The sequence below is a fragment of the Chromohalobacter sp. 296-RDG genome (assembly GCF_029889885.1).
Taxonomy (GTDB): Bacteria; Pseudomonadota; Gammaproteobacteria; order Pseudomonadales; family Halomonadaceae; genus Chromohalobacter.
Genome location: NZ_JARANY010000066.1, coordinates 1 through 11,966, shown reverse-complemented (window position 1 = coordinate 11,966; position 11,966 = coordinate 1). Strand labels below are relative to the sequence as shown.

At 60.3% G+C, this 11,966-nt stretch carries 11 protein-coding genes; 3 read left to right on the top strand and 8 right to left on the bottom strand.

The window, feature by feature from the left end; all coding sequences use genetic code 11:
- The 5 genes from OP495_RS14990 to arsH form a co-directional block, all read right to left on the bottom strand.
- On the bottom strand, positions 1–1,068 hold a 1,068-nt coding region (locus tag OP495_RS14990), incomplete at its 3' end, for an MFS transporter (protein WP_280570449.1).
- Between the two features lie 28 nt (positions 1,069–1,096).
- Complete coding sequence (gene cfa / locus OP495_RS14985) at positions 1,097–2,263, bottom strand: cyclopropane fatty acyl phospholipid synthase (RefSeq protein WP_280570448.1); 1,167 nt, start codon at positions 2,261–2,263, stop codon at positions 1,097–1,099.
- Between the two features lie 179 nt (positions 2,264–2,442).
- A complete protein-coding gene (locus tag OP495_RS14980; protein ID WP_280570447.1) occupies positions 2,443–3,927 on the bottom strand; it encodes a SulP family inorganic anion transporter in 1,485 nt (494 codons plus the stop codon).
- Positions 3,928–4,425: 498 nt separating this feature from the next.
- Positions 4,426–5,646 carry an organoarsenical effux MFS transporter ArsJ gene (arsJ, locus tag OP495_RS14975; RefSeq protein ID WP_280570445.1) on the bottom strand — a complete coding sequence of 407 codons (1,221 nt, stop codon included), beginning with the start codon at positions 5,644–5,646 and terminating at the stop codon, positions 4,426–4,428.
- 137 nt (positions 5,647–5,783) lie between these two features.
- The gene (gene arsH, locus OP495_RS14970) at positions 5,784–6,494 is read right to left on the bottom strand and encodes an arsenical resistance protein ArsH (protein WP_280570439.1); all 711 of its coding nucleotides are present in this window, start codon (positions 6,492–6,494) and stop codon (positions 5,784–5,786) included.
- A 57-nt stretch (positions 6,495–6,551) separates the two neighbouring features.
- On the opposite strand from arsH, the gene OP495_RS14965 reads away from it, so the two are divergent.
- Positions 6,552–6,878 (top strand): metalloregulator ArsR/SmtB family transcription factor, encoded by a 327-nt coding sequence (locus OP495_RS14965; protein ID WP_280561428.1) that lies wholly within the window; start codon positions 6,552–6,554, stop codon positions 6,876–6,878.
- 16 nt (positions 6,879–6,894) lie between these two features.
- On the opposite strand, the gene OP495_RS14960 is transcribed toward OP495_RS14965, so the two are convergent.
- Entirely contained in the window at positions 6,895–8,187 is a 1,293-nt protein-coding gene (locus tag OP495_RS14960) for an arsenic transporter (RefSeq protein ID WP_280570437.1), read from the bottom strand.
- Positions 8,188–8,437: 250 nt separating this feature from the next.
- Between OP495_RS14960 and OP495_RS14955 the strand changes: the two genes are divergently transcribed.
- Positions 8,438–9,898 carry a sodium-dependent transporter gene (locus OP495_RS14955; protein WP_280570435.1) on the top strand — a complete coding sequence of 487 codons (1,461 nt, stop codon included), beginning with the start codon at positions 8,438–8,440 and terminating at the stop codon, positions 9,896–9,898.
- Positions 9,899–9,983: 85 nt separating this feature from the next.
- On the opposite strand, the gene OP495_RS14950 is transcribed toward OP495_RS14955, so the two are convergent.
- Complete coding sequence (locus tag OP495_RS14950) at positions 9,984–10,757, bottom strand: SIMPL domain-containing protein (protein ID WP_280570433.1); 774 nt, start codon at positions 10,755–10,757, stop codon at positions 9,984–9,986.
- Positions 10,758–10,862: 105 nt separating this feature from the next.
- Between OP495_RS14950 and OP495_RS14945 the strand changes: the two genes are divergently transcribed.
- A complete protein-coding gene (locus OP495_RS14945; protein WP_280570431.1) occupies positions 10,863–11,741 on the top strand; it encodes a cobalamin-binding protein in 879 nt (292 codons plus the stop codon).
- A 9-nt stretch (positions 11,742–11,750) separates the two neighbouring features.
- Here the strand turns inward: OP495_RS14945 and OP495_RS14940 are convergent.
- Positions 11,751–11,966 (bottom strand): cob(I)yrinic acid a,c-diamide adenosyltransferase (locus OP495_RS14940; protein WP_280570430.1); only part of this gene is annotated, 216 nt, incomplete at its 5' end.

Sequence of the window (11,966 nt, the reverse complement as noted above, 5' to 3'; positions counted from 1 at the left end):
GAACACCATGCCCGCCACGAAAATCGAGCGCAAACGTCCGAGGTGCTCGCTACCCCAGAACTGGATCAGCAAGCTGGTGACAGTAGGTTCCTGCATGCCTGTCACGATGCCTGACAGCAACATGTAAGCTAATATTCCCCAGGCGTTTTGCAGGATAACCGCCAGGACGAGCCCCGCAAGTAAGGGCAACAGGTAGAGCCGGCCCATCAGCGCCGGCCCCAGGCGGTCGACCATGCGCCCTGCGACAAGTGAGCCGGCGACACGTCCTGCGGCCGCCAGGGCGAAGCCGATGGCGAAGGTCGAGGGCGTAGCGTTGAACTCATCGACCATGTCCGCTTGAAAGACGAAGATGCCAGTATTGACGATGGCAACCGACAGCATCATCAAACTCAAGCGCCAGAAGCGTGCTTCGCGTAACGGTCGTGGCGTGGGCGTGGTGGTCTTCTTCTGCTCGGCGTCGTGCTTCTGGGTTGTCCGTGTCTGACTGGGTGGCGGCCAATTGGGATAAAGCAGCAGCGCCGGTATCCACACGAGCATCAACACCGCCAAGGCACCCCACCAGATTTCCCGCCAGGACCACACGTGCAGAGCGCTCGCAATGCCACTGGGCAGAATGGCCTCGCCCAGTGGAATGGCCAGTGTCACCAGCGCCAGGGCGCTGCCGCGTGCTTGCACGATGCGTCGCGCCGCTGTGGTGGTGCCCAGGTGCACGAACATTCCCTGGCCGCAAAAACGGATGAGCCCGAAGCCCATCAGCGCCAGGGCGGCCCAAGGCGATAGTGTCAGCAGCAGGATTCCCAGCGCCATCCCGCACACGACGAACGTGGCGAAGCGTCGGGCCGGCCACCAATCCAGCTTGGGCCCGATGAAGAAGATCAGGCAGCCCGAGATCAAGGTGACCAGCGAATAGGCAATACCAAACTGGCCACTGCTCAGAGAGAAGCTCTCGGAAATGGCCGGCTGGAAAAACCCGACCAGAAAGGTCTGTCCGAGGTTGCCGGAGAAGACGGCTAGAAAGCCGATCGCTAGAATACCGTAATGCTGGACGATGATACGTCTATAGCCCACTACGCTTCCTTTCCAGTGAGTTGAAGGTTCAGTTGGTAACGCGTGAATAGCCGCCGGGTACGCCGGGCTTGGCCAGAACCCACTGCCATAGCTGTATATCGCGCGCCCGGAAGGCAGCGGCGCACGACAGCAGGTAATAACGCCACATGCGGTAGAACTCGTTGCCGTAGCGTTCCTTGAATTGTGGCCAGTGCGCTTCGAAATTCTCCCACCAGGCCATCAGTGTCTTGTCGTAATCGGCGCCGAAGTTGTGCAGGTCTTCGGTCACGAAAAGCCCGCCTGCGGCATCACCGATCTGGCCGATGGAAGGAAGGTCCCCGTTGGGGAAGATGTACTTGTCGACCCACGGGTCTGGCGTGCTTTCGCGGACGTTCTTGCCGATGGTATGCAGCATGAAGAGGCCGCCTTCCTTGAGGCAACGATGGGCGACTTCCATGTACTCGCGATGATTCTTGCGGCCGACATGCTCGAACATGCCGATACTGATGATGGCATCGAACTCTTCGTTGATCTCACGATAGTCCTGAAGCCGAAATTCCACGGGAAGTCCCTTCTTCATCAAGGACTTCCCGTAGTCGGCCTGCTCGCGCGAGATCGTGAGCCCGACGCATTCCACCCCATAATGCTCGGCGGCGTAGGCCATGAAGCTGCCCCAGCCGCAGCCGATATCCAGAATGCGCATGCCGGGTTTGAGATCCAGCTTGCGGCAGATCAGGTCGAGCTTGGCCTCCTGAGCGGCATCCAGGGTCTCGGCGTCGTGCCAGTACCCGCAGGTATAGGTCATGCGCTTATCGAGCATGGTCGCGTAGAAGTCATTGCCCAGGTCGTAGTGTGCTTCGCCGACTTTCCAGGCACGTTTGACGCTTTGCAGATTGGTGAACTTTGCACGCAGGGCGTGGAACACCAGTTTGGAAGGCTGAACGGCCTTGTCGATCTTGGCACGGAGCAGGCGAGTGAAGAACTCGTCGAGACGCTCGGCATCCCACAGTCCGGCCATGTATGCCTCGCCAAGCCCAAGATTGCCCTCGACCAGCGCGCGGTCGAAGACCTCGGATGAATGTACCTGCATGTCCCAAGGGCGCGAGCCGTTGATCTGAATATCGGCGCGGGCCAAAAGGTCGGCGACGAAGCGATAGCTCTTGTGTTGCTCAAGTGCCTGGGTCGAAGTGGTGGTTTCCTTGAGTGGAGCGTTCACTGCTGATCTTCCTCTTGCTCATGCTCCCGGCGCTGATCCCGGGAGTCTGTCTTGAATTTTTCGTGACGATATCGGACTTATCCGCCCATTATACGCCATCATAACCGTTTGCATGCTACCTAATGATCTCGATATACTGAACTAATGACTCGCTGCCCAGGTGCCTTGCGGTCATGTTTTCAGTGGCCCATCAGCTTTTCGATTGCCTCCGGCTTGTCATGTACGGCGAAGCGGTCCACAAGGGTGGCGCTGGCTTCGTTGAGACCGATCATTTCGACGTCGGTCCCTTCTCGGCGGAACTTGATAACCACCTTATCCAGCGCACCGATGGCAGTAATGTCCCAGAAGTGGGCACGGCTGAGATCGATGCGGACATGCTCGACCGTTTCCTTGAAATCGAAGGAATCCACGAAACGATCCGCCGAGGTGAAAAAGACCTGTCCTACCACACGATAGACGCGTGTTTGTTCGTCTTCCATCTCGCTGCCGACGTACAGTACCTGGCCGACCTTGTTGGCGAAGAACAACGCGGCGAGAAGCACGCCGACAAAGACCCCGATCGCCAGGTTATGCGTGGCGACGACCACGATCACGGTTGAAAGCATGACGATGTTGGTGCTCATCGGGTGATGCCTGAGATCGCGAAGCGACTCCCAACTGAAGGTCCCGATGGAGACCATGATCATCACCGCTACGAGCGCCGCCATGGGGATCTGGGAGACCCAGTCCGCAAGGAAGACGACCATCAGCAGCAAGAAGACCCCCGCGCTGAAGGTCGAGAGCCGTGTACGACCGCCCGATTTGATGTTGATCACTGCCTGGCCGATCATCGCGCAGCCCGCCATGCCGCCCAGCAGACCTGAGCCGATGTTGGCGACGCCCTGGCCCTTGCACTCCCGGTTCTTGTTGCTGGACGTGTCGGTAAGGTCGTCGACGATGGTGGCTGTCATCATCGATTCCATCAGCCCGACGACGGTCAGCATGACCGAGTAGGGCAGTACGATCAGCAAGGTCTCCAGATTGAGAGGAACGTCCGGCCATAGGAATACCGGTAGCGTATCGGGAAGCTCGCCCATGTCACCGACCGTGCGGATATCCAGTCCGCTGATCATGTAAACGGCTGTCAGCACCACGATGCAGATCAGGGGCGATGGCAGGATACGCCCGATGACGGGGATATAAGGAAACAGATAAATGATCCCCAGCCCTGCAATCGTCATCGCATAGACATGCCAAGTAACGTCAGTGAGTTCTGGCAGTTGGGCGAGGAAAATCAAGATCGCCAGCGCGTTGACGAAGCCCGTGACGACGGAACGCGAGACGAAACGCATCAGAGCGCCGAGCTTCAGGTAGCCGGCGAGAATTTGTAGTATGCCGGTGAGCAGTGTCGCGACGAGCAGGTATTGCAAGCCGTGTTCGGCGACCAGTGTGACCATGAGCAGAGCCATGGCCCCGGTGGCACCGGAAATCATACCTGATCGTCCACCGACGATGGCGGTGATGACACAGATCGAGAACGATGCATAGAGCCCGACCTTGGGGTCGACACCGGCAATGATCGAGAACGCGATGGCTTCGGGTATGAGAGCCAGGGCGACGACGATGCCTGAGAGCAAGTCAGGTCGAATGTTGGATAGCCATGCTTGGCGGAATGAACGAAGCATGAAGGGGTCCTTGTGCGGGGTCGTGGAGGCGGCTCCGCAAGGCTCATTGCATGGAGAGCGAGCCTTTTGCCAGTCTCGCAAACGCAGCCGTTTTGCATGCGTCGTCGCACGTCAAAAAAGCGCAGGTTGCGTCGGTTTTCTAGTGTCGGAAATGCCGCGCTTCAGAAAGAGAGTAGAAGTGCGGTTGGCGTTGACACTTTCAGCGTGGAAAGCGCGCCAGCGAGCATAATGCTAGGGGGGAGTAAGACCGCGTTGGCGACCTGTCGATGCCATCGAATGCATAAGCGAGAATAATTCCTTGGACTTGGTTGGTAGTGAGGCTGCGGCAAGCTCGATACTTGAGTGTTTTGCCCTCAAGTGTGTCGGTATAGGGCCGATGGTGAGCTTTAGCCTTTCGTCTAAGGAGCCAACTAAAGCATGGAACTTTAGCAGAAAACCGAGCGTGCGGCTAGGATATCTCCCGTCGCTTCTCGCTGACGGGAGACAATCTACGAGACGTTACTGGACCTGTCTTGGCAGGCCCAGTGCGAGCAGGGCGCTTGCCAGTACCAGAGCGGCTGAGAGCCACAGGCATGCTGCCAGGCCGTACACCTGGTAGACCCAACCGGACAGAATGGTGCCGATGAGGCGTCCCACGGCATTGGCCATGTAGTAGAAGCCGACATCCATCGATACGCCTTCGGCGCGCGCGAAACGCACGATCAAGTAGCTATGCCAACTGGAATTGATGGCAAAGATCGCCCCGAAGGCGAGCAGGCCGATGACTAGCCACAGGACGGTGGTACCCAAGGGCGTCAGGGCGATCACCGCCGGTAGCAAGGCCAGCGCCAGTGCCCAGCCGGCGGTGATGGTGCGCGTATCGCCGTGGAGCAATCGGGTGATGCGCGGCGCCTGGGTTTGAATGCCGCCATAGCCGATGACCCACACGGCCATGAGAATACCGACGCTCCAGAAGTTCCAGCCATGCTGATCGTAGAGGAACACCGGCAGTGCCACCACGAACCAGATATCGCGAGACGCGAACAAACACAGGCGCGCTGCGGCGAGCACGTTGACGGCGCGTGAAGTGGAAAACACCTCGCGGAACTTGGGTTTGGCTTTCTGGCGCCCGAGATCGGCGCGCAGCCGCCATAGCGACAGGCCCAGCACGACGACGAGCATTAGCCACATGGCGAGTATCGCACCCTGGAACCCGATCAACGTCAGCAGCAGCCCGCCGAGAAAGAATCCGGCGCCCTTGAGAGCGTTCTTGGAGCCGGTAAGGATTGCCACCCAGCGATACAGCGCGCCTTGCGCATTGGCGTTTTCCGAAGGCACCAGCACCTTGACGGCGCTCTTGGCGCTCATCTTGTTGAGGTCCTTGGCAATCCCGGATATTGCCTGGGCGGCCATTACCCAAGGGACGGTCAATGCCGTCGCCGGCACCAGCAGCATCCCCAGCGCGATCAACTGAAGCCCCAGGCCCAGATTCATGGTGCGATTGAGGCCGAGGCGCGCGCCGAGCCAGCCGCCGACGAAGTTGGTGACCACGCCGAAGGCTTCGTAGAACAGGAACAGCAGGGCGATTTCCAGCGGCGAATAGCCCAACTGGTGAAAGTGCAGCACCACCAGCATGCGCAGTGCGCCGTCGGTCAGCGTGAACGCCCAGTAGTTGCCCGTCACCAGCAGGTACTGGCGAATCTCGAAGGGAAGGGCGCGTAAGCGTTCGATGGCCGTCATCGTGATTTATTCCTAGGCGTTGCCGACTTTCAGGGTGAGCTATTTTAAGAAATCATCCTTTCAATACATATGGTAAAAATAATGTAATGCTTTTATGTGTCAGTTTGCTGAAAGATGCTGTCTTGGCATTCGTGAAGTCACATGGCGCGTTGATTGACGCGCTGCGAGACCTGCTCGGTACTTTCTTTACGTTCGGAATAGCGATCGGTCAGGTAGTCACTGCGGTCCCGCACCAGCAGCGTGAATTTCATCAACTCTTCCATGACATCGACGATGCGGTCATAAAGCGGTGAGGGCTGCATGCGGTCTGCGTCGTCGAATTCCAGGAATGCCTTGGGTACCGAGGATTGGTTGGGGATGGTGAGCATACGCATCCAGCGCCCGAGAACGCGCAGCTGGTTGACCGTATTGAAGGACTGCGAGCCGCCGCAGATCTGCATGACCGCCAGGGTCTTGCCCTGAGTCGGGCGTACGCCTCCCAGAGAAAGTGGAATCCAGTCGATCTGTGCCTTCATGATGGCGCTCATCGAACCGTGACGTTCCGGCGAGCACCACACCATCCCTTCCGACCACTGCGCCAGATCGCGCAGCTCCTGTACCTTGGGATGCGTGGCATCCTCGCTGTCGGGAAGTGGTAGATCGCGTGGATCGAATAGCCGTACGTCGGCGCCCATGGCGCGCAGCAAGCGGGCGGCTTCCTCGCTGACTAGGCGGCTGAACGAACGTTCGCGCAATGACCCGTAAAGCATCAGGATGCGCGGCGCATGAGTACCGGGCGGCGTATCGAACAAACCCTCGACGGAGGGAGCAGCGAAGTGCGCGTCCTCGAGGTTGGGAAGATCGTGCATAGGGGCCTCCTGTATGGGATAGTCGGGGATCAACGTCACTTCAATTGTTGTGCAACCATGGAAACCAACGACGCGCTTTCGGCACTCTCGGCGCTGGCGCAGCGCACGCGCCTGGCGATTTTCCGTTATCTGGTCGGTGTCGGCCCCGACGGCGCCTTTGCCGGCGATATCGCCGAGGCGCTGGAAGTATCGCCCTCGACACTCTCCTTTCATCTCAAGGAGCTGTCCCACGCCGGCCTGGTGCATGGCGAATCGCACGGTCGCCATGTGCATTACCGTGCCGATTTCTCGCACATGCGCGGCTTGGTGGATTATTTGACCGCGCATTGTTGCGATGACCAACCTGAGCAGTGCCGGTTGTCTGACGATGCAGGGCGCTGCTGACCCTGGACCTGCCTCGTTATGCGCTGAGCAGCTGTAGCCAGGCGGCCAGCGCCAGCAGCGTGATCGTCAATACCGGCACGGTGAGCACGATCCCCACTCGAAAATAGTAGCCCCAGCTGATTTGCATGCCCTTGCGTGCCAGCACATGCAGCCAGAGCAAGGTGGCCAGGCTGCCGATGGGGGTGATCTTGGGGCCCAGGTCGCTGCCGATGACATTGGCGTAGACCATCGCCTGCTGGGTCAGATCGGCCACATCGCTGGCATCGATCGACAGCGCCACGACCAGCACGGTAGGCATGTTGTTCATCACCGAAGATAGCCCGGCGGCGATGAAGCCGGTGCCCAGCGTCGCGAGCCATGGGCCATGCCCGCCTAGCCATTCCAGCCCGCCGGCGATCATGTCGGTGAGACCGGCATTGCGCAGCCCGTAGACCACCAGGTACATGCCCAGCGAGAACACCACGATGTTCCAGGGCGCCTCACGGAGCACCTTGCGAGTGCGAATATGCTGGCCGCGCTGGGCGATGACGAAGAGAATCAGCGCGCCGATGGCGGCGATCACGCAGACCGGCACGCCCAGCGGCTCGGCGACGAAAAAGCCGATCAGCAGTAGGCCTAGTACCCACCAGCCGGCCTTGAATACCGCCGAGTCGCGGATCGCCTCGCGGGGCGCGCGCAATTCCTCGAGCGCATAGGTAGCGGGGATGGCGCGGCGGAAGAACAGGTATAGCATGCCCAGCGATGCCAGGACCGAGACGACGTTGACCATCACCATGACCTTGGCGTATTCGCCAAAGCCGATCTCGAAATAGTCCGCCGAGACGATGTTGACCAGATTGGAGACTACCAGCGGTAGGCTGGCGGTATCGGCGATGAATCCGGCCGCCATGACGAAGGCCAGGGTAGCGCCGGCACTGAATCCCAGAGCGAGGAGCATCTCGAAGACGATAGGCGTGAGAATCAGCGCGGCGCCGTCATTGGCGAAGACTGCCGCCACCAGGGCGCCGAGCAGGACTACCAGGGCGAACAGACGAGGACCTCGGCCATTGCCCCAGCGCCCGATATGCAGTGCCGCCCACTCGAAGAAGCCGGCCTCGTCGAGGAGCAGGCTGGTGATGATGATGGCGATGAAGGTAAAGGTCGCGTTCCAGACGATGTCCCAGACGGCGGGAATATCCCCGAGATGTATGACGCCGGTGAGCAGGGCGACCAGAGCGCCGGCGCTTGCGCTCCAGCCAATGCCCAGGCCGCGTGGTTGCCAGATGACCAGGACGAGCGTGGCGATGAAGATGGGAAGCGCGAGTAGCATGCTGTGTCCGAGGCGGGTGAGTGGATCATGATCTTTCTATATTTAAATAATTATCGAAATGATGCAAGCTTCCAAGTCGTTAATATTGGCCTTTCTGAAGTGGACCCTGAAATTCGAACCGAGCCCAAGGGTGCGCCTTGAGAATATGGCGTGCGGTTCGCGAAATGCCAACGGAAAACGGTAGAATCTCGCGGTGGCAAGTGCTCGCGCCGCGCTGCATGAACCACAACAATAACCCTTCAGGTGAACCATGACGGCAAGACAGCAACCGAAAAATCTTTGGATCGGCCGCTGGGGCTTCGTGCTGGCGGCGACGGGCTCGGCGGTGGGCCTGGGCAATATCTGGAAATTTCCCTACATGACCGGGGAGTACGGCGGCGGCGCCTTCGTGCTCGTTTATCTGGCCTGCATTCTGTGTATCGGTATTCCCGCGATGATGACCGAGATTGCCTTCGGACGGCGCGGTCGCGGCAGTCCCATCGATGCCGTCAAGCGTGTGGCACAGGAGTCCGGGCGCGGCAAGATCTGGTCCGGCTTCGGCTGGATGTCGATGCTCGCTGGGTTCATGATCCTGTCGTTCTACGTGGTCGTCGCCGGGTGGTCGCTGGCCTATCTATGGAAGGCGCTCAGTGGCGGCTTGCAAGGCGGTAGTGTCGACGACATGGCGGCCATCTTCGGGGCCAACAATGCCAATCCGCTGAGCCTGGGCGCATGGAGCACCCTGGTTACGGTGGTGACCATGTGTATCGTCGGCAAAGGGGTGCAGGAAGGCATCGAACGCAACATGCGCTGGATGATGCCGGGGATGGTACTGTTGCTGCTGGCGATGATCGTCTACGCCATGTTCTCGGGTGGTTTCGGCGAGGCGGTGACGTTCCTGTTTTCCTTCGAGATCGGTAAGCTGTCGAGCGCAGGGCTGCTGGCGGCGATGGGACATGCGTTCTTCACGCTGTCACTGTCGGCCGGGGCGATCATGGCCTATGGCGCGTACCTGCCCGATAACAAGTCCATCGCGCGGACGACGTTCACTGTGGCGATCTGCGACACGCTGATTGCGTTGATGGCGGGGCTGGCGATCTTTCCGGCGATTTTCGCCAACGGCATGGATCCGGCCGGCGGCCCGGGGTTGATCTTCATGAGTCTGCCTCTGGCATTCCAGCAGATGCCGATGGGTAGTGTACTGCAAGTCATCTTCTTCATGATGCTCAGCGTGGCGGCGTTGACCTCGGCGGTATCGATGGTCGAAGCCACCGTGGCCTGGTTGACCGAGCGCAAGGGCATGAGTCGCAAGGCGGCGGCCTGGAGCAGTGGCATCGTGCTCTGGCTGCTGAGCACCTTGGCCATGCTGTCGTTCAATCTGGGCGCCGATTGGACGCTCGCCGGCAAGAACTTCTTCGATTGGCTCGATTACCTGACATCGCGCTGGATGATGCCGCTGGGCGGTCTGGGACTCTGCCTGATGGCCGGCTTCCTGCTGCGCGATGAGATCTTCCGCGACGAACTGCGCCTTTCCAGGTGGCAGCATGCCCTGTGGCTGTTGATGGTGCGTTATGTCAGTCCGCTGGGGATCGTGCTGATCTTCATCGACGCGCTGGGCGTGATGAGCATCGACATCGGTAGCCAATGGCCGTGGTTCCTAGCGGTGTTGGTGGCGATCACCGTGCTCGGTGAGATGCTGAGTCCGCGCGTGAAGCGCCAGTTCGTCGGTTGAATGCAGCGTAGCAAGTATGCTTTGCATCCATGAAGAAGCCCGGCCAAGGCCGGGCTTCTTCATGTCAGAGTCGCCATGATCGAATCTAGTCTTCGATTTCCCAGGTGACGTTGACGCCGGCGTCGATGGCGATTTCCCCGGCGCGGTATTCCGGCGCGGATTTAGCGTCGGCGGACTCGGCGCGCATCATCATGGTACGCGGCGTGTAGCTGGGGGATTGCGTTTCCTGGACATTGATCACATCGCCGAGCTTGACCTCGAGCGTGTCGGCCATCAGCTGCGCCTTGTGCGTGGCGCGCTCGAGGGCTTTCGACAGCGCCTTGTCGGTGGCGGCGTCGCGGTCCTTGAGGTCGTATTCGACGCCATCCAGTGCATCCACGCCAGCGGCGGTCAGCGCATCGAGAATGCTCGGCAAACGTTCGAGGTCGCGGATCGTGACACTCACGGGACGCTCTACCTGGGTCCGTACCTGATCTTCCGCGTCATCGTTCTGCTGTGAGCGCGAGATGATCTCGGGGCGAACATTGAGCGAGCCGGCTTGAATGTCGTTGCTTTCCACGCCGGCATCTTCCAGAGCACGAATCAGATCGCCAGTACGTGATTCCAGTTGCTCGCGTGCATCGCCGAGGGCCTGGGCGTCACTGCCTTCCTCACTCCGAGCCACGGCGGGGGTGCGCTCCCACAAGCGTGCGTTGAGACGCGCCATATCCGGCGCCACGTCGAGACTCGACTGTGCCTGTACGTGAAGTTCATGCGACGTCTTGGGGCCGGGCTTGGCCTGGGCCTGGGGTACGGCTACCAGCAACGCGCCGAGCAGCGCCGTCGCCATGAAAGGAAGGCGAATATCCTTGCGCATCATGCAAACCTCCTGTGGGTATTGAGAAACTGAGTCGCCGCCAAAGGCGAGCGACTCATGCGAGCATGCTATCCTGCGTGCCCGAAAGTGGCTATGGGAGTCGTGAGGTTGCGCCGTATTTGCTTGTTTCTTGCATACCTGCTGACGATGACCGCGCTGTCATCGTCAGGCACGGCACTGGCGGCGCTCGAGGTGACCGACGATGCCGGCAATACGGTCACGCTCGAAGCCCCCGCCAAGCGTGTCGTGGCGCTGGCGCCGCATATCGTGGAAATGCTCTATGCGGTGAAGGCCGGCGAACGGCTGGTGGGGGTGCTGCAGGGCAGCGATTACCCCGAGGCGGCCAAGGACGTGTCCCGTGTGGGCAGTTATCGAGGCATCGCGCTGGAGGCCATCATGGCCCGCGAGCCGGACCTCGTCGTGACCTGGCGCAGCGGTACGCCGCGTAGCGTGGTGGAACGTCTCGACGCTCTGGACGTGCCGGTCTACGAGAGCGAGCCACGCCATCTCGACGACGTGGCGGACGATCTGCGTGATCTGGGGCGTCTCACCGGTCACTCGAAGGCGGCGGAGCGCGCGGCCGACGCGTTCGAGTCACGCCTCGCCGCATCGCGGCAAACGCTCAAGGAAACGCCGCGTGTGTTCTATCAATTGGGGCATGACCCCCTGACCACGCTGGGCGATGGGCATATCATCACCCAGGCGATCCGCCATTGCGGGGGGAAACCGTTGTTCGCCGAGCGCTCGGTGCTGGTGCCCGAAATAGGACGTGAAGCGCTGATCGAGGCGCGTCCCGAGGTGATTCTTTCGGCCGCGCGCAACGATGATTGGCAGCATGACTGGCAAGGCCAAGACTGGTTGCCGGCGGTGCGCGATGACCACCTTTACACCCTCGACCCCGATCCCATCAGCCGCCCGGGGCCACGCCTCGTCGAGGGCATCGAGCAGATCTGCCAGGCTCTGGAGCGGGCATCCCAGTCTCCTTGAGCACGTCACTCAGTAGTCGATGCCACGGCGTGCCTGGAGGCCATCATTGAAAGCATGCCGCACTTCCTGCATCTCGGTGACGGTATCGGCCATGTCGAGCAACTCGCGATGGGCATTGCGCCCGGTGACGATCACCGTCTGCTCGGTGGGCCGGTTGGCGAGTGCCTCGCGGACCGTGGCAATGTCGAGATAGCCGAACTTGAGCATGTAGGTGATCTCGTCGAG

What these genes read in the sequence shown, in the direction of transcription:
- arsH (WP_280570439.1), bottom strand. Translation starts at nt 6,494, where the DNA reads ATGCACGATCTTCCCAACCTCGAGGACGCGCACTTCGCTGCTCCCTCC.
- OP495_RS14955 (WP_280570435.1), top strand. Translation starts at nt 8,438, where the DNA reads ATGACGGCAAGACAGCAACCGAAAAATCTTTGGATCGGCCGCTGGGGC.
- arsJ (WP_280570445.1), bottom strand. Translation starts at nt 5,646, where the DNA reads ATGACGGCCATCGAACGCTTACGCGCCCTTCCCTTCGAGATTCGCCAG.
- OP495_RS14980 (WP_280570447.1), bottom strand. Translation starts at nt 3,927, where the DNA reads ATGCTTCGTTCATTCCGCCAAGCATGGCTATCCAACATTCGACCTGAC.
- OP495_RS14960 (WP_280570437.1), bottom strand. Translation starts at nt 8,187, where the DNA reads ATGCTACTCGCGCTTCCCATCTTCATCGCCACGCTCGTCCTGGTCATC.
- OP495_RS14965 (WP_280561428.1), top strand. Translation starts at nt 6,552, where the DNA reads ATGGAAACCAACGACGCGCTTTCGGCACTCTCGGCGCTGGCGCAGCGC.
- OP495_RS14950 (WP_280570433.1), bottom strand. Translation starts at nt 10,757, where the DNA reads ATGATGCGCAAGGATATTCGCCTTCCTTTCATGGCGACGGCGCTGCTC.